The following is a 21026-nucleotide window of genomic DNA, read 5'->3' on the forward strand; positions in this document are numbered from 1 at the left end:
AATGGCAATAGGTTTCTTTGTCATGGACATTTTTGAAAATACAATGAAAATAATGAGTGTGCAGGCCATTCCAATCCAATTTCCAGTAATTTTGGTTCATTTCACCCAGAAAAATTGTTATTTATTCCGAGACTCTATTAATGAACAAAGGCTAAGAATGCTACATTAAGTAGCAACACCTTTGTAGCTTACATCTAGTAAGCTTAAAAAAGCGCAAAAAACATCCTAATAAAAGGACGTCTTTTGCGCATTGTAGACGTGGTACCACCTTAGTTTAGTTAAAATGAAAAAACATTCTAACCCTCTAAACGTTTGTAACGAGAACGCACTCGGTAAGTTTATCTTACTTCTCCGTGGTAGGTTTCAATAAGAAGCGGTGATATAGCTCTCAGCAGTTGCTATATTTTCTGTTTCACAATTCTTATTTACTTGATCACATCATAGAATCCATATTTCTAATATAATGTATCAAATTTACGAAACAAATACAATTCTTACCTAAAAAAATTCGTGAATTATATAATAATGAAGTTTATTTGGTTAACTAGTGTTTATTTTCATGAAGTATACATACTCACTTCATGAAAGAACCATAATGTAAGTAAAAAGAATTGAGGCTTAATTGATGAAAAAACTAGTTGTTTTTTTAACAATTGTGGTTGCTTTTTTTACAATTGCCGCAATGTCACCTTTGCATAGTGTTAGTTCGCCTATTGTTCAACAGGAAAAAGATATTCCAGCTTATGCAAAATGGGGCGTTATGGCCATGCAAAAAACAAAGGAAAAATATCCAAACGCTCAAATAACAGATTATTTGCATATGGAGCGTGTTGTTGGACAAAGTACATCCGTTGAAAAGTTTAAGTTAATTTTAAAGGAAAAATGTCGAGAGTTCGGGTTATTCGTTGATTTAGAATTTAGTAACAATACAGAAGAGTTAGTTAATATCACCTTCACAGAAACAACCCCATAACAAAAAGGACATTTCCTTTATACGTAAGTATAAAGAGAAATGTCCTTTTTTAATCATATCATTTGTTTGATGATAAATTTTCCAAATATGATTTCCGTTCATCTTTCGTTAAAGGTGTTGAATCATAATCTTCAAATTGTTCAATAGAAAGAATAATCGGCTCTTCTTCACCATTAAATCCTGGATAATCAGCTGACATTAAATAAACGAAATCTCCATCAAAGTAAATTTCCGGATATTCTTGTTCATTCGCATTTCGATACCTCTCAAAATCAATTGTAAATCCATAAGCTTTTACCAATGCTTCTTGAAGATTCACTGGATCATACCACTCATAGTAACTATTAACATTTCCCCTGAACCAATCATGGGCACAATATCTAAATATTGACGCGCAACTGTATTCGGTATCCCAAAATCATATAGATCATTTCGATAATCGATTGGAGGTAAATAGTTATATTGTAAACGTTCCGAAATTTTTGTTTCTAATTGCATGTAAAATTCTGATGGACCAGAACCTTCTGTTGGTTCCGTTTCTCCTTCTTTTTCCGATTGCTCTCCATCAGAAGCTTCAGGTGATGTTAATTCATTTGAATTGGATTGATCAACCGAGTGAATGGGTTAATTCAATTTACTTTTTTTGCTGGTTATTTAATTCTCTTTTTATAAGTGCAATATTATCTTCATGGGAAAAGCTCAACTCTCTCCAATACGGATAATGACTGATTAAATGATGACTATCTGAATTGAATTTAATGGAGTTTCTTAATTCTTGAATGTAGCTTTTTGACTCTTCTTTTCTTTTTCTAATTTCCTCAGTATTTGAAGCCATATGTCCATGGCCAGGTATAAGGTACTGTATACGATGATTAGTTAAGATCGTATCTACCTTCTGCAAGGTTAAATCATAGTGGAAACTACTATCATAAATAAATGGAAATTCCACATCCGATAAATAATCCCCCGCTATCAAAATTCCTAGTGGCTCAATTACAGCAAATATTCCGTCTGCTGTATGACCCGGTGCCTGATAAAAAGTTAATGTCGTACCCCCAATTTTCGCTGTATGGCGCTCTCTACTAATTGGGATATCAACTTGTGGGAATGAAATTGGATAATTCCGATCCAAGTAATATTTATCATCAAATTGTTTCATCTGTTCCAAAATATGGTGTTGATCCAATTTGGAGAACAAATGACTTGCAATAACCGTCGCATCTAAAAATGCTCCGCTACCAATGAGATGGTCCCAATCTGAATGGGTATAAATGACATATATAGGAAGATTGCCTTTTATCTTATTGACCTTGTTACGAATTTCCTCTACTTCTTTTGGAAGTAAGTTAGGGTCTACAACAATGATACAATCCTTTGTCTTCACCACAACTGAAGTTGTTTTATATAACTGACTTTCAAAAACAGTGAAATGTTCATTTTGAAATTGAATCATTCTATATTCCTCTTCTCTTTTGTCATCCATGATTATTAAATGATATTCGATGCTTCATGACAGTTTTCCTTCATTATCATTATATTTACAAACACGAAGTTTCAGTTTCATAAGTTTTAATTGGTTTTGATTGATTTTTGATTTGCTAGTAGATATAGTACGAAAAATATATAATAAACATTTATGCCTTTTATTCATTTCATTTAAATATTTTTGAAGTTTTTGAAACGCGAACCATTTGGCAATCGTTAATAGTGTAATTAGGGGGTGACCAAGATCAATAGAGATATAGAGTTCATATTCGATGAACATGCAGAACACTTGTTGCAGCTCGCCTATTTTTATACAAAAGACCGTTATTCTGCAGAGGATATTGTACAAGAGGTGTTCATCAAATTTATGGATATTAATTATGAAGAACGTGGAACATTACGTGCATTTCTATCTAGAATGACAATTAATAAATCAAAGGATTACTTAAAAAGTTGGACTTATAAAAAAATACAATTGAAAGAAAAATGGTCATTTGTAATAGCGAAGAAGAAGAAAGATCCTATGCTCATTAGTGATGAACGGAACCTCATTGGAAAAGCAATATTAGAGCTACCACTTGATTATCGTGAAGTTATTATATTGTACTATTTTCAGGAAATGAATGTAGCTGAAATAGCATTAACATTAGAGATTCCAGAGAACACGGTTAAAACAAGACTTCGCCGGGCACGAGAAAAGTTAAAACCACTTTTACAGGAAGAAAAATGGGAGGTGCTAGTAAATGAATGAAATGAAACGAAGCCTTATAGAAGTTGCTGGTGATATGAGCGAGAGTAAGGATCGGGTTCGAAAACGACTTTTGGAACGACATGAGAAGAAAAAAGATTTCAAGAAGAACCTTTTGGCAGGTGTTAGTGTCGCTACAATGATTTTTGTCTTATTTTTAACGACAAATTGGTTGATGAATGAACAACTAGGTAATTCCGTAGATTCAAATGAAATTATTATTGGCTTGTTTGATGATACAGTGTTTGAAACTTCTATTAAGTTACAACGTGCAGTGGGATTTATTGAAGAAGAAGAGTATTTGAAGGAATACGCATATGATGATTACGAAAATTATTTAGCCTTTTACACATACGCCCAATCATTAGGATATGAAATCACTGAGCAAGAGATCAATAAAAGCTTTGAACAGACAATGAATCAAATGAAAGTTGATTTTAATAGCTATTTCGAAGAATTAATAGCGAAAAGTGACCTTACTTGGGAAGAAATTGAAGAATATCAATATAAATTGGCACCTTTTGACGTAGCTCTTGAAAAGTTAAAACTTCATTATGTTGAACTTTATCCGAAAATCGAATGGAATATTGCGAGCTCTTTAGCACAAAAACATGCAATTCCTTATTTTCGAGAGAATTATGCCAATGACATTATCGCATTCAAAAAGAAACACTCGCTTTCATTACATGATGGTCCAATATTTAGCGGTGTAAAACACGTAGGTCGTGTCGTAGCTTTTGAAGATAATATGTTTTTAGTTTCAACAAAAGCTACCATCGAGGATATTGAAACGTTATCTAAAAAAGAATTAATGTACCGATATTCTACTGAAGGCACCTGGTATCCATTAAACGATACACCTGAAATCAGTGAGGGTGATCTTGTAGAAACATACTATCAAACGCAAACTTCAACGAATACAACTCCGATCGTTTCTGATTTATGGGATTTAAAGATACTTGAAAAGTATGAACCTGAAACGGTAGTAAACAAAAACACTATTACTTTAACAGTTTATAAAGATAATATTTCAAAAGTGAAAAGCTTTTTATCTATGCTTGAATGGGAACATGCCAACTTTACTTTTTCGAAATCCCCAGACTATGAGCTCGTAGTAAATGACATAATGTATCAAATTTGGTCTTATTCAGATGGTTTTGTACTATATTCAACTCGAGGAGTATATAGAAAATTGAATGCAGATTTTACAGAAGAATTTGCTGGCTATCTCGGGATAGACTCAGGTCTGAAATAAGTTTTATTTTCCGGAGCATGTGAAGATATGATGATTCACATGCTTTTTTGTATTGTTTGGGCGATGATGTATTGAGAACCAGTATAATTTTGTGGCTGTCTATTATATTCCTTGATTTGTCTATTAACCGATGGAATCTGTCTAATATCCTGGCTTGATTGTCTATTATCTTGCTTGTGATTAGTGAGCTGTCTATTATCTTCCACTATTTATCTATTATCCTTTGCTGTTTGTCTAATAAACTAACTAGATTGTCTATTATCCTTCCCCCTACTCCGGATAAAACCTAATAACCTAACTTCCTCTTAACTTCATTACAAAATGATTGAATATTCATTCATTACTGTTATATGATGTTGATGTACGAAGGAGTGAATCTCGTGATATTTAAGAAAAAGGCTATTATTGGAGAACAACATGGCGTTTCCTTTATGAATGGTGAGGTTGCTTTTCATGGTTTCTCCATGAATGTGTATTGTTATTTAATTGATGGTGTTCTCATTGATACAGGTGCACAGTCACTACATAAATATTTTGAAGCTTTTATCGATGCTACTAATTTTGATCAAGTATTAATTACCCACCATCATGAGGATCATACGGGTTGCGCGGCATATATCGGAAAAACAAAGAAGGTACCCATTTATATTAATGAAAAATCAATAGATGTTTGTGCAAAAAAAGCGAATTATCCTTTCTATCGTAAAGTCTTTTGGGGTAGTAGGAAGCCATTTCAAGCGAAACCTACTCCAACTATTTTTCATTCTCGAAATGCTACTTGGGATGTTATTGATACACCAGGTCACGCTTTTGATCACCAATCCTTTTTAAATCGTAATACTGGTCAATTGTTTACGGGGGATCTGTTTGTTCAAATTCACACTAAATTAATTTTAGCCGATGAAAGTATCAGTACGATTATCAATTCTTTAGAAAAAGTTTTGACTTTTGATTTTGATGAAGTTATATGTCAACACGCGGGTTTTGTAAAAGATGGTCGAAATGCTCTAAAACAAAAGGTAGAATACTTAAATTCGGTTAGGCAGGAAGTCATTTCATTAAATCAAGAAGGATTTGGTGCAAAAGAAATTTGCCAAAAGTTGTTTCCTAAACAATATCCAATCATTAAACTTTCCCGCGGAGATTGGGATTCACTTCACATTGTAAATTCCATATTGAAGGAAAATAATCTCCCAATGAATTATTAAATATAAAATCGGTATTCCCTATTCTAGTTTTGTGGATAGAGAATACCGACTGCCCCATTAATACATTAAGTTCAATAAAAAAGGCATTAATCCTTCTTGAATTAACGCCCTTTTAGTTTATGTATAATTCTTCACAAATTCATAGGTATTTTCCTATTTCTTCAATTTCAACAAGTCCACTCTCATTCAAAAACTGTTTTATTAAATGTAGATGACCTGCTCCAATAAGCAACATAATGCGATCATCTTCCTTTTCAATAAGGTTTGCAATATTATGATAGATAATTAAATTTCTTTGATACCACCATCTAACCCAATCAATTCCTACATAATTTGTATTTTCTCCAATTCGAGCAACATTCATATACATCCTATGGTCCGTTAGAATTCTTTCTTTTTGATTTAAGTTTTTCAAAATCTCTTGTAAAGTTAGAGAGTTTAAATCTATTTCAATCTGTGGTATGAAGACTTTGGTAATTAATTCGTAAAGTTCAGGTTGATTCTTTTTAGCCCAATCAAGAACTTCACCTATACCCCTACTTCCTATATCGCCCATCCAATCAACCGAATAAATTTTCTGATGATTCATTTTTTTAGCTAATTGGAAACCTATTTGGTCAATCTCATTCACTGTTAATTCATATGTTCCCTTGAGGAAGTTTTCATATTGTTCATTAAGAGTATCTTCACTTTCCTTTACAAATTCTACTGCAACCTTGGTTGGATTGAATTTTGCTAATTTGCTTATTACATCGTTTATTTCTCTTTTTTTATTCTCAGAAAGTAAATTAACAGTTCCCACTTGAACAAAATCCGATGAACCTGCAAAATGGAAAGTTCCTAAAATTAATACTTTAGGTTTCATACATTTCCCCACCTTAATAATAGTGTCTAAATTACATTAATCAAATCTGGATTCTTAACAAAATATTATAAATTCTCTTTTGCTATCCTGCTCCTTTACTTCAATTACTCTATAATTCAATATTAACACAATATTTAAAAAAACATTATCGAAAAATAGAAAAAAGACGATCCAAATTGAAGACCGCCTTGTTCAACTATCCTGCCCAGTATGTTGAACAAGAAACCATTCCACTCAAAATTGAATGCCTTTCATTTCCGCCTTTCTCATAATTTCATGTAACTTCCCTAATAGTCGTTTATTTTTCTCCTTTTCTTCTTCTAAATCTTCCTCTAATTTTGATAGACGAATATCTTTTTCTAATAACCTACTTTCTAACAGATTACATTTTTTTTGTAGTTTTTCGTTTTTACGCTTTAATTTTTCATCTAAAGTCTGTTTTTGTTGAACAGTAACTCTTTTTCTAAACTGACAAACTTCATTTCTTTCTAATAATTCTTTTACATGAGGCTTACTAAATGTAGATGCACTATAACCAGACAATTCAATTAATAGCTTTTTCGTAACAATTGTACCCTCTTCCTTCAATGTATCTATGGCATTTTGAATAGTTCTAAGTGTTTCTTCCCTCCGTTGTTCTTGTAACTTAATCAAAGATTCAGGAAGTTTCTTCATTGTTTATTACACCTTTCTTTATATTATCTTCGATTTTTTCTACAATTTTCTGAGATAATCTTAAATTATATTCAGCATTTTCTTTTAACAGAGGATTGTTTCCAACTAATCGAATCTTCTTTTCCCATTGCTCAACTTGTTCTTTAAAATAATCTAATTCATCTGCATTAGGAACAAAGAAAGAACATGAAAAACACTCATACATATCGTTTTTACAACCTGTAATATCACTACAAATTCCTAATCGACCAATTTTATGTGATCTTGGTTTTTCTAATAATCTCTTTACTATTAGTGGATTATCCGCATTTATAATTTTTCCTTTGAAATAAATACCACCTGCAGGTTCATTTGTTTTGAATTCATTTTTTTATTCGCAAAAATCCATTTCCAAAATTATCCACTTTTGATTACTAAATGATTGGGAAATATAATGTCGATGAGGATTTTTTATGAAAGACTCAGACAAATAGACATTAGGCAAGGGAGTGAATGATTTGAGAAACGTTTATTTCACAACTTTTCTTTTAAGTATAGGAATGTTCTTATTGATATCTCAGTCGGCTTCTGCTGAATATCGCGTCCTTGGAACAATTGATGATTATTCAAATATTAGTGATGAGAACAAAGGAAAAGCGAAAAATATTATTGAGAATTTAAAAGAACAGCTTAATAAATTAGGTATTGAAAATGGACATTCCGACATATTTGAAAACTTAGATGAAGAAATTAAAGAAAAAGCAAAAGAAATTATGAAACAAGCGAAAGAAGGATCTATTTCGCGAGAAGCAGCAAAGAAACAATTATCTGAATTAGGTGTGGACTTACCTGATAAGAAACAGCAACTTTTAAAAGGGTTAGATGAAGAAACGAAAACAAAAGCGAAAGAAATTTTTAAACAATTACGTGAAGGTAAAATTACTAAAGAAGAAGCCCATACAAAACTTGGAGAGTTAGGTATTACTTTACCAAAACATGATGAATTAGAAAATTTAGACCCTGAAACGAAAGAAAAAGTTGCTGAGTTAGTTGAAGATGCACGTACTAAATTAGAACAACTTGGTCTTAAGTTGCCAAAAAGATTTGAAAAATTCCTTAATATATCAGAATAACTTTAATCTCACATAAACATTAATCACAGTAAATAAAAAAGCTTGATTCCGATTCGATAAAAAGAATCAAGCTTTTTTACTTTTAGCGGCGATTTTCGTGAATGATATGCGCTAATGGGAATATTGATGAAGCAATGTTTGCATAAGTAACTTCATGTTTTGGATTAAATTGATTGTTTTCTACTGGAAGTAATTTTAGTGCATTTGCTAACGCAATATAACCCACATTTTTAGTTTCGATTAGATAGCCATCATTTAAGTTTAATTTGTAAATATCATAATTTTTCCCAGCAAGTTCAAGTCCTAATGCACGAACGTACCATACTGCTAATTGCTCGCGTGTAAGTTTTGTATCTGGTTTGAATTCTTCATCTGGGTTAAGAATGCCAATTCGTACTGCTTGCTCTACAACACTATATAATTGATGTTTTTTATCGATATTTTTGAAAGTTTGTGTTGAAATTTCCGTATCTAACAATTCATATTCATAGAGATAAGATAAGGATTTCACAAGAATTCTTAACGCATCGCCATTCGAAATTGAATCATCTGCATTAAACGTTTTGTAGTCTTTAATCTCAAGTATTCTATTTTGAATTAAGTAGTTTAACTCTTCCTCTGCAGTATGGTGGGTTACCTTAGGAAGTTCTGTTTGTCCATATAAACTTACCCATTTCCCCGTAGTCGCATCTAAATAGCTGAACTGATTTTGATTGTAGTTAAGTGTATATACTAAGTTATAATGATTCTCTTTAAAGCTATCAATTTTTACATATTGAAGATTTATACTAATCGCCTCATTAAATAGTCTCCTAGCTTCCTCATTAGAAATTACATTCTTAACAGATGGCCATTCTTCAAATTCTTGATGATTAACATATAAACTACTTAACGTTCCATCTGTATAAACAGAAATGTTAATTTGACTACCTTCTACAACGACTCCATTTACTACACGTGGGAATGTGAAATGATAAATCCCCCTAGCCTTTTCAAAATATGGTTCTGAAATTGGTTTTGCGTAATTGTGTAAATAAGAAGGTACCAATTGTTTTAAATGTTCAATCGCTTTCGCTTGTAACTCACTTTCTTTAAGTACTTTTTTCTCTTTCGATTTGCCTAGTTCTCGAAGAACCTCACCCTTTATGTCACTGTAAGAAATGATTTCTCCTGTTAACTGGTTCATATCAATGGAAGAGCCATATCCACCAAATTCCCAATCATAAGAAAATTGAATACTTAAAAATGGTTGTCCAAATTGGTTATCATATTCGTGGACAGATGTAATATTTAACTTTACATCATCTGAATCAATTTTCAGTAATTCTTCCGCAATTTTCTTCGCTTGTTCCACTGTGACACTATTATATTTTGGTGCAAATGGTTTTGACGAGAGAGCTTCTACTTTTCCTACTTTTGGAGTGTCTTTTGTAAAACCATTTGCATTTTGCCATTCACCAGTAATAGCATTAATTCCGAACTGTATAGAAGGAAGATAAACAAGAGCGACTGATGGTTCACCTGTATTGTAGTCGTACTGAATTTGGTATTTCAATTGCACATTTAAATTCTTTTTAACCGTATCTAAAACAGCTTGATTACTTTTAGCAAGTTTCGCATCATCAAATGTAGCTTTATTTGAGTTTTGTGTAAATTGATAGAAAGAAGTAATCGTTCCATCCCCTAATACCGTCACATAAACTCGCTGATCTGCAATTGGAATATCATTTTGCTTTTGAACAAATGAGAAATCGTAACGAATTGGTTCAGTTAAAAGTTGATTTGAATAATAAATATACTCATTTGTATCTAATTGATATTTCTTACCATTTGTTAATTTATTTAGAAAATTAGTTGCAATCTTTTGTGCTTCATCTTTTGAAACTTTAGCTGGGAATAAAACCTCTGATGTTGTAATTGGATTATAATAGTAGGATTCAATATCTAGATTGTCACCTACAAATGTAACATTTCCAAATACATCTTTTCCTTTTACCGTTTTTTGGAAACTTAAATCGTAACGAATTCGATTGTCTTCAGGATAATGGTGGGCATTACTTAGCTTGAACTCACTATCAGGTAAAAAATCGAACTGTTTTGGAAATAAAGTCTTTAATTTTTTAATAAAATCACTTTTTTCAACTTTCTTCTCAGTTTGAACTTCGATTGCAACCCTTTCACTTTGTCCATCAATTGGCGATTGAGCATGTCCAATGGATGTTGTTATGCCAAGTGTCAACGCAGTTGTTGTAACGAGGATTGCAAATTTCCTCATCTTTTTCAAAAATAACCCTCCTAAAAATGAGTTAGGAAAAACAACACAATATTCCCACTATTAGTAAATATATGCATAGCTTTTTTCAAAAATTAATAAAATAATTGTAAATATTTACTATTGGTTAGGAAGGGTTTTAGGAAACTTTCATACAAAAAATCCTGTTCGAGTTCACATTATGGAACTTAAACAGGATCAAGTGTTTAATGTTTTATTCTTGAAGTTCAATTTGTCCAGTAATATCAATCCCTTGTAGCGCTTGAGTTGCAAGACGATCGGCTTCTTGATTTAGTTTTCGTGGGACTAATTCAAACTCAGGTTCAATTCCTAACGCTTTAAATTTTTCATCGATTCGATCTGCCCAGCTTGCTAACTCTTTTTCATAAGCTGGCCATTCTCCACTCATTTGATTAATAACAACTTGGGAATCTCCAATCACTTGAATCGTTTGGTGATGAACACCTAATAATTCCAATTCTACAACAGCTAAATGAAGTGCCGCATATTCAGCTTCGTTATTTGAAGCAAGTCCATGCGCAGGTGCATTTCTTCGTAAACGATACCACTTTCCGTTTTGTTCATAATAAATCGCAATCCCTAGCCCTGCATCACTTGACTGAATATCATAACCCCCATCAAAATACACTTTCACATTATGAGGTTCGGTTTCTATTTCTTTTAAGTACTTCTTAATTTCTTTTGGCATCCAAGTACTGTCATGTTTATCAGTATAAGAAATATTTTTAGTCCTTCCAGTTTTTTTAATATCCTCACCAATCGTTAATGCATGTGCAGCGGGCATAAATTCCGAACGAAAAGTTGCTTCAATACCATTTTTTGATTTATATGTCCATTCAATAAATAATTCCATCATTAGCCTCCCCATTGATATGTACATAATTTTCTCAAAATCGCACAATTCTATAATTGTAGTATACGTGAAAGACCCCGAAAAACCACTTATTATAAGTGATCTTTCGGGGCTTCAGTTCAGAGTTTAACAATAACTCCGCGAATGAAATACATCATTTTTTCAAACTGCCTAACAACAAATTAATTCTTAAAAAATTAACGGTTGTTGTTATTGTTGTTATTGTTGTTATTGTTGTTGTTACGGTTGAAGTCTGCTTCTTGAGCATACTCTTCGTTGTCTTTGTTATTATTGTTACGATTGCGGTTGTTTAAATCTAACTCTTGTGCTAATTCTTCAAACTCATTGCGATCGTTACGGTTATTATTGCGGTTGTTGTTGTTTGCCATGATGTTTTCACCTCCACGCCACTTATTTTGACTCTCTAGTTATTTTTTATTCAAATTCTAAAAAATAAAAAATTTTTCAGTTTGAAAATGCCTGAATACAACAATTGAGTAAAGGGTAGCCTTTTTACAGGTATTAAAGGAGGTTGACCAATGTACGAAAAGAAACTAGCACTTCATGAAACAATGGAATTCCATGAATTAATCAACTTTATGACGACAAGTTTATTAAAATCGAAAATGAGTCAAGGAATCGTTTTTGATGATGATTTAAGAGCGTTATTAGAAAAGAATGTGAAACTTACAACTCCCGCTTTAACTGCGATGATTAAGCTTTATAGAAATTCAAAATTAGAATATTAGGAGGAGAACTAAAGTGGATGATTATTTAGATCCTATTAACTCGGTTAATATGCCTGAATTAACGGATTCAGGTGTTGCATTAGAGTTTTTACTAACAACAAAAACCGGTATTCGTAACCTTTCTATTGCGCTAACTGAAACAGCATCCCCTGTTCTTCGGAAATTAATGAAAACACAACTAGATGTAATGATCGATTTATACGATGAAATTTGTGAATTGATGATGAAAAAAGATTGGATAAAACCATATGACTTAGAAGCCCAAAAAGATTTAGATATTAAATCCGCAGAAAATGCAGTTAGCATCGCTCAATTGGATTTATTCCCTAAAAATATGAATCGAAAAGGATTATTCCCTACCCCACCTAAAAGATAAAACAGTAAGGGAGTTTAGAATAATGAAGGCAGTGACATTTCAAGGAATAAAAGACGTTCAAGTGAAAAAAGTAAAAGCACCAACCATATTAAAACCAGATGATATTATTATTAAAGTTACCGCATCCGCAATCTGTGGTTCCGATCTTCATTTGTTTCACGGGATGATTCCTAATTTGAATGAAGATTATATAATTGGCCATGAACCAATGGGGATTGTCGAAGAAGTAGGAAAAAGTGTGACAAAGGTTAAAAAAGGAGACCGTGTCGTCATTCCTTTTACCATTGCTTGTGGTGAATGTTGGTTTTGTAAACATGATTTAGAAAGTCAATGCGACAACTCAAATGATCAACATGAAATGGGTGGATACTTCGGATACTCTCACACTACCGGAGGATATCCTGGTGGACAAGCGGAGTATATGCGTGTTCCTTTCGGCAATTTTCTTCCCTTTAAAGTACCAGAAGATAGTGAAATTCCAGATGAAAGTCTAGTACTACTTGCAGATGCTGCGTCAACTGCATACTGGAGTGTTGATAATGCAGGTATTAAACAAGGAGATACTGTCGTCGTTGTTGGCTGTGGACCGGTTGGCTTACTTACCCAAAAATTTGCATGGTTAAAAGGTGCAGAACGTGTGATTGCAGTCGATTATGTAGGTTATCGATTAAAACATGCAAAACGTACAAACAAAGTTGAAATCGTTAATTTTGAAGACCATGAAAATTGTGGTGAATATATTAAAGAAATTACCAAAGGTGGAGCAGACGTGGTAATTGACTGTGTTGGTATGAGTGGAAAAATGACACCTATGGAATTTTTGGCTAGTGGGTTGAAATTACAAGGTGGTGCTCTAGGTGGCCTTGTGATTGCAAGTCAAGCTGTTAGAAAAGGTGGCACAATCCAAGTCACTGGTGTCTATGGAGCAAGGTATAACGCATTTCCACTTGGTGACATTTTCCAGAGAAATGTAACACTAAAAACAGGACAAGCTCCAGTTCCACACTATATGCCTCATATTTATAATTTAATAAAAGAAGGTAAAGTAGATCCTAGCGATATTGTGACACATGTCCTTCCACTAGAGAAAGCAAAACATGGTTATGAAGTGTTTGATACAAAAACAGATAATTGTATTAAGGTTATCTTAAAACCATAACAGCTAATATAAAATGAACATAAGTATTTTGGGACATAATTTTTCTAATTGAAAAGTTATGTCCTTTTTTATTATCAATATTTCTGTTTTCGATAGTATGCTTCATAGTAATGGAACATACTATCTCAATTCATTTTACTAATCCTTGTTATATTCTAAAAGCGGCTCGTACGTCATGAGTGCAAGATTCTCTGTTACAAATTCATCGTCAATCCATTCCCCTTGCAATAACATTCCCCTCACCCCTTACCAATACTTTATCAAAAAATACCTGTACTGTAATTAGTTGGATAGTAAAAATAAAATAATCTATTTTGATTACACTAATGTAATGAAACAAAATGCAAAACTACAACGTATTAACAAATAGATCAAATAAGTAGGAGAATAAATAATGGAATCAAAAGATGAATTACTACAGCATTTAGCTGATATTCAAGTATGGGAAGAAGATCAAAAAGGTTTATTCTTTTGGGAAAAGCTTGGTCGTTTACCATTCAAGTTATTAGATAAAGTAACACCAAAATTTATCCAAGAAAAAATAGGTATTTTGGTCAATGAATTAGGAAGTTATATTCAAACAGGTGGTAAATATTTAATAAGTGAAAAAGCAATTATTAAAAAAATCAGAAAAACAACTGTGAATATAGAAATTGAAACGATAGAAGATGTGGCAAATATGCCTTTAAAAGATATGATTAAAGTAAGTAACGAGCTTCAAGTAGAACGTGTAAAATTTGCAACTGTTCAAGGTGCAACAACTGGGTTCGGTGGCATTTTTACTTTAGTTGTAGATATCCCTGTTGTACTTGGTACTGCTCTAAAAACGCTACAAGAAATCGCGATTATTCATGGTTACAATCCAAATGAAAAAACAGAGCGGGTATTTATTGTTAAATGCATGCAGTTTGCTTCTGCCGATATTGTAGGGAAAGAAGCCATTTTGAAAGAACTTGCAACGATGAATGAAAAGAAAAGCTCTTCAGAAGATATGATTTCTCAGCTTAAAGGTTGGCAAGAAGTCTTCTTTACTTATCGCGATCAATTTGGTTGGAAGAAACTATTTCAAATGATTCCAATTGCTGGTATGGTGTTTGGAGCCTTCGCCAATAAAGGTATGATTAAAGATGTTTCAGAAGCTGGAATTATGTTATACCGAAAACGTCGAATTTATGAAAAGTTGCATGAGATCGAAATATCAACAAAACAACTTAATGAATAGCATTTACTTAGGTTTGTCTGAACAAGACAAACCTTTTTATATTATACCTCCAATTTCTTGTGATACTTGTCTTGTTTTGGATATGGAGGCGAGTGTTCTCTAACATAAAGATGTTCTTGAACACACATATTAAAAAAAAGAAAAGGAGGAGATATGAAGATGTCAATTATGGATCACAAAAAAAATAACCATAAGAATAATTCATGTGGTGCTAACTGTTCAACAAATACCTCAAAACCAAAGAGTCCAGAGGAAATTGCAAAAGAATTTTATCCACAAAGTGCAAATGGGAAACAGGTAAAATCAATTGTGGAATTTGCTAAAGAATTTGTTCCAAATTTAATACCTAAGACTGTGAAAAATAAATTAAGCGGTCTAACTAATAAAGCTGCTAATGCCAATAGTATGCCCAAAGTTTCTATAGAAGAAATCGCAAAAGAATTCTTCCATAATTCATCATACAAACCAAATGCCACAAGTTCTAGCACAGGTAAGAATACAAATGCAGTAACTGAATTTGCCAACGAGTTTTTAGCTGCAAATACTCAAGCAAACAAAAAATCACAAGCAAAATCTTCAAGTAATGCAGTAAGTTCAACTGTCACGAATGCAGCAAATACAGTGACAGAGTTTGCGAATGAATTCATAACTCCGAACTCAGGGTCGAATAAGAATTCAAAACAAACTCCTAACAGTGCGTCTAAGGTTCAAGCGAAAGCACCTAGTACAAATACAAATGCCATTACCGAATTCGCCAATGAATTTCTAGCCAATTCGTCAAAAAATATAAATTCGACTAAAACAGCAGCAGATTTTGCAAATAGTGTTCAAAAAAATGCTTCAAAAGCAAAACCGCTCGAAGAAATTGCAAATGAATTTAAACCAAAACACGATAACGGCGCAACAATTCAAAAGAAAAACAAATAATTTTTCTTGTATAGCGTGCAGTAGGTTTACCCTACTCACGCATTTTTATCGTTTATGCACGTAAAATTTTCTCCATTGATTTCCCTTTTGCTAACTCATCAATTAGTTTGTCCAAATAGCGTGCTTCTCGAATAATTGGATCTTCGATTTCTTCCACTCTGTAACCACAAATCACACCTTTAATCAATGCACGGTTAGGATTCATGCTAGGAGCTTCATTGAAGAAAGTTTCAAAGTTGGTCTTATTTTCTAAATGAGATTCTAATTCTTCCTGACTATAACCTGTAAGCCATCGAATAATTTCATCTACTTCTTCTTTTGTACGACCCTTCTTCTCCGCTTTTGTAATATAATGTGGGTAAACACCAGCAACACTCATTTTATATACTCTTTGTATGCTTTTATCGTTCATAAAACTACCTCCTTCCAATAGTTCTATTATATACAAAATAAGGTAGCTATGTTCTTTAATGCTTTTCATGTTCATTTGGCGATAGTTCGTAATAATGATTTATTTGATTTTCAGCAAACGTTACTCCACATATAAAATAAATAATAATTAATGTGGCTAATACAATAGGTTTCAGTAACCATAGCTTTTTAGATGGTTTTGTAATTTTACTACGCGTTATGATTATGATTAAGAAAATCGTAGAAATAGATAAAAATAAAAATATTCTAATGAGGATTATGGACCCATCACCTTTAATCATTTCACCTAACATCGCTCCCATCATACCACCCATGATTCCCGCCATAACACCGTCCAACACTGATAAGATACCAAAATTACTTCCAAAAATTAAACCTACTAATATTCCAATTAACATCGTTAATACTGTGGAAAAAATTAAATTACCTTGATAAGTAAATCCTAAAAGAACCCCTACCGTAAAACTTAGATTCATACAAAAATACATGGAAATCATCATCCCTTCCATAGAAGAGATGTTCTTTTTAAATATTCTTGATTGAATGAGCACGATTATTGTTAATACAATTAATGATCCTAAAATATATAGTTGGTAGTACCCCATACAACTCTCCTTTTGTTTGTAAGTTGCTATTCTATATAAAGTATACTGTATACCCCTTAAAGGTATGCGAAATAGAAAAAAATCCTCAATTCTGAAGAACAGAGGATTTAAAATAATATAGTAGTATTTATATTAAGCAAACAAAAAGCTCAGATGTCTTATGATAATACTTCAATTAAATAGTCGACAATGTGTTCAGATCTCACCTTTTCACTTAATCCAGCTCGATGAATCCCTGCTCTCATTTGAAGTAAGCAACCAGGATTTGTAGTGATAATCACAGAGGCGTTAGTTCCTTTTACATCATCCATCTTACTATCTAAAATCTTCAATGCCATTTTTTGATTTAGTAAGTTATAAATTCCAGCTGAGCCGCAGCAAAGGCCTGCTGTTGGAAGCTCTACATAATCCACGTGAGGAATTGCTTTCAATAACTCTCGTGGCTCTGATACCACTCTGTTCACATTCCGTAAATGACAGGAATCTTGATAGGTTACCAGTTCAACGTGGTCCTTCTGAATTTCTGCTAACTTTTGAACGATTCCTAATTCTAGGATGAGGCTTGATATATCAATAATTTTACTATCAAATGTCTTTGCACGCTCTGAGTATTCAACATCATCTGCAAGTAAGTGGCCATATTCATATAAAAATGCGCCACAACCTCCTGCATTATTCACAATGTAGTCCGCTTCAATTTGCTCAAATGCATTAATATTACGTCTTGCATTTACTTTTGCTTTTTCTAATTCACCACTATGTCCATGTAGCGCTCCACAACATACTTGTTCTTCTGGAATAACAATTTCGCATCCTAGTAGTTGTAACAATTGTATTGTTCGATCGTTTGTTTGACGAAACACGGTATCCATTAAACACCCAGTGAAAAAGGCTACTTTTACAACCGATTTTGGAGGTATTACTGGAATTTCTCGCTTAACAGATTTAGGAATTTTAGGTAAGGCTTTTTCCATTTCTTTCATCATCGGTGGGAACAAATTCATGAAACCAATTTTTCTTGCTACTTTCTGTAAGCCACTAGCCTGATATGCACGAACTAATTTCGTAGCTCCAACCATCTTAGATTGATCTTTAAATAAATGATCAAAGGCTAATTTTCGACTAACTTTTTCCTTTAATGAAGGATTTTTCACAGACTGAATGGCATCTCTTGATTGTTCTAATAAATGCCCATATTCAACTCCTGCTGGACAAGCAGGCTCACAAGCTCTACAGCCTAAGCAAAGATTGATAGATTCTTCTAGTGATGAATCCCAATCTACAAAACCGTCTCGCACTGCTTTCATAATTGCTATTCTACCACGGGGAGAATGTACTTCATTATTACCTGTTTGTATATAAGTTGGACATGAAGGAAGGCAAAAACCACAACGCATACAATCAAGAAGCTTTTCCTCATCAACACGCTCGATAAATGCTTCTCTCATGCGATTAGCTTCGACACTAACCATTTGACATCACCATTCTTTTTCTCGTCTCTTTTGCAAACATTTTTCCAGGATTCATAATATTTTGAGAATCGAATGCTAGTTTAATATTTCTCATCGTTTGAATACCTGATGCACCAATTTTCCATTCTAAATAAGGAGCTTTCATCTCTCCAACTCCATGTTCACCTGTAATCGTTCCACCTAATCTAATCGCTACTTCAAAAATTTCATCAAAGGCTTCTTCAACCCGTATCATTTCTTCTAATCTCGTAAATCTGTAAGGCAAGTTGGATGAAGGTTACCATCCCCCGCATGACCAAATGTACAAATCGTTAGATTATACTTCTTTGATATACGTTGAATTTCTCGTACCATTTTAGCGATTTCCGAGCGTGGTACTGTCGCATCTTCTAATATGGTTGTTGGACGGATTCTAGCTAATGAAGACAATGCTACCCTTCGCGCTAACAGTAATTTCTCGGCTTCCGCTTCATTTTCTGCTAATTGAATACTTGTCGCACCATGTTCTTCACAGATTTCTGACATCCTCTTCGTATCCACTATCACTTGACCTAAATTTCCGTCTTGTTCAAGTAGTAAAATCGCTTCAGCATCAGTAGGTAAACCAATATTTGCATATTCTTCAATTGCACGAATAGTCCCATTATCCATGAACTCTAATGTTACTGGTGTAATTTTAGATGCAATAATAGCTGAAACAGCACTTCCCGCTTGTTCCAATGAAGGAAAAACCGCCAACATTGTTTGTTTTGATTCAGGTAATGGGATCACTTTAAGTAGAATTTCTGTAATAATTCCGAGTGTTCCTTCAGAACCGACTAGTAAACTAGTTAAGTCATAGCCAGCAACATCTTTTGCAAGTTTACCACCTGTTTTTAATATCTCACCGTTAGGTAAAACGACTTCTAATCCCATCACATAGTCTTTTGTAACCCCATATTTTAACCCACGGAGCCCACCAGAATTTTCACTCACATTCCCACCTATTGTAGATATTTTCATAGAGCCTGGATCTGGTGGATAAAACAATCCTTTTTGTTCAACGAATTGGTGAATACTTTGAGTGATGACTCCTGGCTGAACGCGTAATGTTAAATTTTCTTCATCTAATTCTAAAATTTTGTTCATTCGATGGAAGAGTATGACCATACCACCAGAAGTGGGAGTTGTTCCTGCTGCTAAATTTGTACCGGAACCTCGTGGAACAATTGGTACACCTTCTTCAGCACATAATAAAACAAGTTGTTGAACTTCATTTGTATTACTCGGTGCAACAACTACATCAGGAATAGCTTGAAAATTCGGTGTCGCATCATACGAATAGGCAAGTAAAGATGCTCTTGACGAATGAACATGTTCTTTCCCTACAATTGCTTCAATTTTATTTATGAGGTGAGTATCCATTATCTCTCTCCTTTTTAATTCAAAGTACCTAATTGGCCTTCAAACCTACTAAAAAAATATAAGAGAAGAAAACCTGGCTTGTATGCTCGCCAGGTTCTTTCATTAATAAATCCGATTTTCCGTAACAGCATCAAAGAAATGTGCTCGTTCCATGTCAAATGCTAATTGAATAATATCTAATGGTTTAACATTTGAATCCACATCAATTCTTGCTATAAAATCAGTTCCATTTAAATTCGAGTATAAGTATGTTTCTGCTCCCATAAGCTCAGCCACTTCGATTTGAACTGAAACGGTTGATCCTTTATGGTTTGCAATATCTTCGGAATTCGTATAAATATGCTCTGGTCGAATACCAAGTATGATTTCTTTTCCGATATATCCTTTTTCCTGTAAAAGCGTTCGTTTACTTTCAGGAAGTTCGATTCTAAAGTCACCAATTACAAACTCTGATTCCCCAAGCTTTCCTCTAAAGAAGTTCATAGCAGGAGAACCAATAAATCCACCTACAAATACGTTATTTGGATAATCATAAACATCTTTAGGAGTACCTACTTGTTGAATTAGACCATCTTTCATGACAACTAAACGTGTAGCCATTGTCATCGCTTCTGTTTGATCGTGTGTTACATAAATTGTTGTAGTTCCTAATCTACGATGTAGTTTTTGGATTTCTGCACGCATTTGCACACGTAATTTTGCATCTAAATTTGATAAAGGTTCATCCATTAAGAAAATTTTTGCATCTCGAACAATAGCTCGACCAAGTGCAACACGTTGACGCTGACCACCAGATAATGCTTTTGGTTTACGCTTTAAGTACTCTTCTAATCCTAATATTTTTGCAGCTTCATTTACTCTTTCTTGAATTTCTTTTTTAGGCACTTTTCTCATTTGTAAACTGAATGCCATGTTTTCATATACAGTTTTATGAGGATACAATGCATAGTTTTGGAATACCATTGCAATATCGCGATTTTTAGGTGCAACTTCATTCATTTTTGTACCGTCAATTTCCAAAACACCATCTGTAATGTCCTCTAACCCTGCAATCATTCGTAACGTAGTTGTTTTACCGCATCCAGATGGACCAACAAAAACGATGAATTCTTTATCTAAAATATGTAAGTTAAAGTCTTTAACAGCTACTGCTCCCTTATCATATTCTTTTGTAAGGTTTACTAATTTTAATTCAGCCATCGTTATTCCTCCA

At 33.3% G+C, this 21026-nt stretch carries 23 protein-coding genes, 1 pseudogene and 1 other annotated feature; of the genes and pseudogenes, 10 read left to right on the forward strand and 14 right to left on the reverse strand.

Annotated elements, in window-relative coordinates; all coding sequences use genetic code 11:
- Positions 1-229 precede the first annotated feature (229 nt).
- Positions 230-451: a binding site (T-box leader), on the reverse strand.
- A gap of 174 nt (positions 452-625) precedes the next feature.
- Positions 626-973, forward strand: a complete 348-nt coding sequence (locus tag ACOQFO_RS06850; protein WP_421688950.1) for a DUF3889 domain-containing protein — start codon at positions 626-628, stop codon at positions 971-973.
- A gap of 58 nt (positions 974-1031) precedes the next feature.
- Here the strand turns inward: ACOQFO_RS06850 and ACOQFO_RS06855 are convergent, their stop codons facing one another.
- From ACOQFO_RS06855 to ACOQFO_RS06865, 3 genes are all read right to left on the reverse strand, one after another.
- Positions 1032-1292, reverse strand: a complete 261-nt coding sequence (locus tag ACOQFO_RS06855; protein WP_421688951.1) for a hypothetical protein — start codon at positions 1290-1292, stop codon at positions 1032-1034.
- Positions 1289-1471, reverse strand: a complete 183-nt coding sequence (locus ACOQFO_RS06860) for a hypothetical protein (protein WP_421688952.1) — start codon at positions 1469-1471, stop codon at positions 1289-1291. Before ACOQFO_RS06860 ends, ACOQFO_RS06855 begins: the two co-directional genes overlap by 4 nt.
- Before the next feature lie 136 nt (positions 1472-1607).
- Positions 1608-2426 carry an MBL fold metallo-hydrolase gene (locus ACOQFO_RS06865; protein WP_421688953.1) on the reverse strand — a complete coding sequence of 273 codons (819 nt, stop codon included), beginning with the start codon at positions 2424-2426 and terminating at the stop codon, positions 1608-1610.
- A gap of 267 nt (positions 2427-2693) precedes the next feature.
- Here ACOQFO_RS06865 and ACOQFO_RS06870 point away from each other — a divergent pair, with 267 nt between their 5' ends.
- From ACOQFO_RS06870 to ACOQFO_RS06880, 3 genes are all read left to right on the forward strand, one after another.
- On the forward strand, positions 2694-3209 hold the full coding sequence (locus tag ACOQFO_RS06870; RefSeq protein WP_421688954.1) for a sigma-70 family RNA polymerase sigma factor: 516 nt from the start codon (positions 2694-2696) through the stop codon (positions 3207-3209).
- A complete protein-coding gene (locus ACOQFO_RS06875; RefSeq protein WP_421688955.1) occupies positions 3202-4461 on the forward strand; it encodes a hypothetical protein in 1260 nt (419 codons plus the stop codon). Before ACOQFO_RS06870 ends, ACOQFO_RS06875 begins: the two co-directional genes overlap by 8 nt.
- Positions 4462-4841: 380 nt before the next feature.
- Positions 4842-5669, forward strand: a complete 828-nt coding sequence (locus tag ACOQFO_RS06880) for an MBL fold metallo-hydrolase (RefSeq protein WP_421688956.1) — start codon at positions 4842-4844, stop codon at positions 5667-5669.
- 139 nt (positions 5670-5808) lie between these two features.
- Here the strand turns inward: ACOQFO_RS06880 and ACOQFO_RS06885 are convergent, their stop codons facing one another.
- The 3 genes from ACOQFO_RS06885 to ACOQFO_RS06895 form a co-directional block, all read right to left on the reverse strand.
- Positions 5809-6534 (reverse strand): DUF5694 domain-containing protein, encoded by a 726-nt coding sequence (locus ACOQFO_RS06885; RefSeq protein ID WP_421688957.1) that lies wholly within the window; start codon positions 6532-6534, stop codon positions 5809-5811.
- Between the two features lie 234 nt (positions 6535-6768).
- Complete coding sequence (locus ACOQFO_RS06890) at positions 6769-7209, reverse strand: DUF6262 family protein (protein WP_421688958.1); 441 nt, start codon at positions 7207-7209, stop codon at positions 6769-6771.
- Complete coding sequence (locus ACOQFO_RS06895; protein ID WP_421688959.1) at positions 7193-7414, reverse strand: hypothetical protein; 222 nt, start codon at positions 7412-7414, stop codon at positions 7193-7195. The genes ACOQFO_RS06890 and ACOQFO_RS06895 overlap by 17 nt, the downstream gene beginning before the upstream one ends.
- A gap of 292 nt (positions 7415-7706) precedes the next feature.
- On the opposite strand from ACOQFO_RS06895, the gene ACOQFO_RS06900 reads away from it, so the two are divergent.
- Positions 7707-8321, forward strand: coding sequence for a hypothetical protein (locus tag ACOQFO_RS06900; RefSeq protein WP_421688960.1), 615 nt, complete (start codon positions 7707-7709; stop codon positions 8319-8321).
- An 82-nt stretch (positions 8322-8403) separates the two neighbouring features.
- Here the strand turns inward: ACOQFO_RS06900 and ACOQFO_RS06905 are convergent, their stop codons facing one another.
- From ACOQFO_RS06905 to ACOQFO_RS06915, 3 genes are all read right to left on the reverse strand, one after another.
- Entirely contained in the window at positions 8404-10596 is a 2193-nt protein-coding gene (locus ACOQFO_RS06905) for an S-layer homology domain-containing protein (protein WP_421688991.1), read from the reverse strand.
- 211 nt (positions 10597-10807) lie between these two features.
- Positions 10808-11467 carry a reverse transcriptase-like protein gene (locus ACOQFO_RS06910; protein WP_421688961.1) on the reverse strand — a complete coding sequence of 220 codons (660 nt, stop codon included), beginning with the start codon at positions 11465-11467 and terminating at the stop codon, positions 10808-10810.
- 197 nt (positions 11468-11664) lie between these two features.
- Entirely contained in the window at positions 11665-11856 is a 192-nt protein-coding gene (locus ACOQFO_RS06915) for a hypothetical protein (RefSeq protein ID WP_421688962.1), read from the reverse strand.
- A gap of 150 nt (positions 11857-12006) precedes the next feature.
- Between ACOQFO_RS06915 and ACOQFO_RS06920 the strand changes: the two genes are divergently transcribed.
- The 5 genes from ACOQFO_RS06920 to ACOQFO_RS06940 all read left to right on the forward strand — a co-directional run bounded on the left by ACOQFO_RS06920 (position 12007) and on the right by ACOQFO_RS06940 (position 15900).
- Positions 12007-12216 (forward strand): spore coat protein, encoded by a 210-nt coding sequence (locus ACOQFO_RS06920; RefSeq protein WP_421688963.1) that lies wholly within the window; start codon positions 12007-12009, stop codon positions 12214-12216.
- Between the two features lie 13 nt (positions 12217-12229).
- Complete coding sequence (locus ACOQFO_RS06925) at positions 12230-12592, forward strand: spore coat protein (protein WP_421688964.1); 363 nt, start codon at positions 12230-12232, stop codon at positions 12590-12592.
- A gap of 22 nt (positions 12593-12614) precedes the next feature.
- Positions 12615-13751 carry a zinc-dependent alcohol dehydrogenase gene (locus ACOQFO_RS06930; RefSeq protein ID WP_421688965.1) on the forward strand — a complete coding sequence of 379 codons (1137 nt, stop codon included), beginning with the start codon at positions 12615-12617 and terminating at the stop codon, positions 13749-13751.
- Positions 13752-14145: 394 nt separating this feature from the next.
- Positions 14146-14973, forward strand: a complete 828-nt coding sequence (locus ACOQFO_RS06935) for an EcsC family protein (protein WP_421688966.1) — start codon at positions 14146-14148, stop codon at positions 14971-14973.
- A gap of 159 nt (positions 14974-15132) precedes the next feature.
- Positions 15133-15900: a hypothetical protein gene (locus ACOQFO_RS06940; protein ID WP_421688967.1), complete on the forward strand. Its 768-nt coding sequence runs from the start codon at positions 15133-15135 to the stop codon at positions 15898-15900.
- 52 nt (positions 15901-15952) lie between these two features.
- On the opposite strand, the gene ACOQFO_RS06945 is transcribed toward ACOQFO_RS06940, so the two are convergent.
- The 5 genes and pseudogenes from ACOQFO_RS06945 to ACOQFO_RS06965 form a co-directional block, all read right to left on the reverse strand.
- The gene (locus ACOQFO_RS06945; RefSeq protein ID WP_421688968.1) at positions 15953-16312 is read right to left on the reverse strand and encodes a DUF2200 domain-containing protein; all 360 of its coding nucleotides are present in this window, start codon (positions 16310-16312) and stop codon (positions 15953-15955) included.
- Between the two features lie 55 nt (positions 16313-16367).
- Positions 16368-16937 (reverse strand): hypothetical protein, encoded by a 570-nt coding sequence (locus ACOQFO_RS06950; RefSeq protein ID WP_421688969.1) that lies wholly within the window; start codon positions 16935-16937, stop codon positions 16368-16370.
- A 158-nt stretch (positions 16938-17095) separates the two neighbouring features.
- A complete protein-coding gene (locus ACOQFO_RS06955) occupies positions 17096-18409 on the reverse strand; it encodes a (Fe-S)-binding protein (protein WP_421688970.1) in 1314 nt (437 codons plus the stop codon).
- Positions 18402-19816: pseudogene (locus tag ACOQFO_RS06960) on the reverse strand (FAD-linked oxidase C-terminal domain-containing protein). Before ACOQFO_RS06960 ends, ACOQFO_RS06955 begins: the two are co-directional and overlap by 8 nt.
- A gap of 99 nt (positions 19817-19915) precedes the next feature.
- Positions 19916-21013, reverse strand: coding sequence for an ABC transporter ATP-binding protein (locus ACOQFO_RS06965; RefSeq protein WP_421688971.1), 1098 nt, complete (start codon positions 21011-21013; stop codon positions 19916-19918).
- Positions 21014-21026 lie beyond the last annotated feature (13 nt).

It is taken from the genome of Ureibacillus sp. MALMAid1270, assembly GCF_049202975.1.
GTDB lineage: Bacteria > Bacillota > Bacilli > Bacillales_A > Planococcaceae > Ureibacillus.

Bases quoted from the DNA above. Each gene is read 5' to 3' on its own strand.
- ACOQFO_RS06875 (WP_421688955.1), top strand. From the start codon at position 3,202: ATGAATGAAATGAAACGAAGCCTTATAGAAGTTGCTGGTGATATGAGC.
- ACOQFO_RS06910 (WP_421688961.1), bottom strand. From the start codon at position 11,467: ATGGAATTATTTATTGAATGGACATATAAATCAAAAAATGGTATTGAA.
- ACOQFO_RS06885 (WP_421688957.1), bottom strand. From the start codon at position 6,534: ATGAAACCTAAAGTATTAATTTTAGGAACTTTCCATTTTGCAGGTTCA.
- ACOQFO_RS06930 (WP_421688965.1), top strand. From the start codon at position 12,615: ATGAAGGCAGTGACATTTCAAGGAATAAAAGACGTTCAAGTGAAAAAA.
- ACOQFO_RS06945 (WP_421688968.1), bottom strand. From the start codon at position 16,312: ATGAACGATAAAAGCATACAAAGAGTATATAAAATGAGTGTTGCTGGT.
- ACOQFO_RS06940 (WP_421688967.1), top strand. From the start codon at position 15,133: ATGTCAATTATGGATCACAAAAAAAATAACCATAAGAATAATTCATGT.
- ACOQFO_RS06905 (WP_421688991.1), bottom strand. From the start codon at position 10,596: ATGAGGAAATTTGCAATCCTCGTTACAACAACTGCGTTGACACTTGGC.
- ACOQFO_RS06920 (WP_421688963.1), top strand. From the start codon at position 12,007: ATGTACGAAAAGAAACTAGCACTTCATGAAACAATGGAATTCCATGAA.
- ACOQFO_RS06860 (WP_421688952.1), bottom strand. From the start codon at position 1,471: ATGCAATTAGAAACAAAAATTTCGGAACGTTTACAATATAACTATTTA.
- ACOQFO_RS06950 (WP_421688969.1), bottom strand. From the start codon at position 16,937: ATGGGGTACTACCAACTATATATTTTAGGATCATTAATTGTATTAACA.
- ACOQFO_RS06895 (WP_421688959.1), bottom strand. From the start codon at position 7,414: ATGTATGAGTGTTTTTCATGTTCTTTCTTTGTTCCTAATGCAGATGAA.
- ACOQFO_RS06955 (WP_421688970.1), bottom strand. From the start codon at position 18,409: ATGGTTAGTGTCGAAGCTAATCGCATGAGAGAAGCATTTATCGAGCGT.
- ACOQFO_RS06935 (WP_421688966.1), top strand. From the start codon at position 14,146: ATGGAATCAAAAGATGAATTACTACAGCATTTAGCTGATATTCAAGTA.
- ACOQFO_RS06890 (WP_421688958.1), bottom strand. From the start codon at position 7,209: ATGAAGAAACTTCCTGAATCTTTGATTAAGTTACAAGAACAACGGAGG.
- ACOQFO_RS06850 (WP_421688950.1), top strand. From the start codon at position 626: ATGAAAAAACTAGTTGTTTTTTTAACAATTGTGGTTGCTTTTTTTACA.
- ACOQFO_RS06865 (WP_421688953.1), bottom strand. From the start codon at position 2,426: ATGATTCAATTTCAAAATGAACATTTCACTGTTTTTGAAAGTCAGTTA.
- ACOQFO_RS06915 (WP_421688962.1), bottom strand. From the start codon at position 11,856: ATGGCAAACAACAACAACCGCAATAATAACCGTAACGATCGCAATGAG.
- ACOQFO_RS06965 (WP_421688971.1), bottom strand. From the start codon at position 21,013: ATGGCTGAATTAAAATTAGTAAACCTTACAAAAGAATATGATAAGGGA.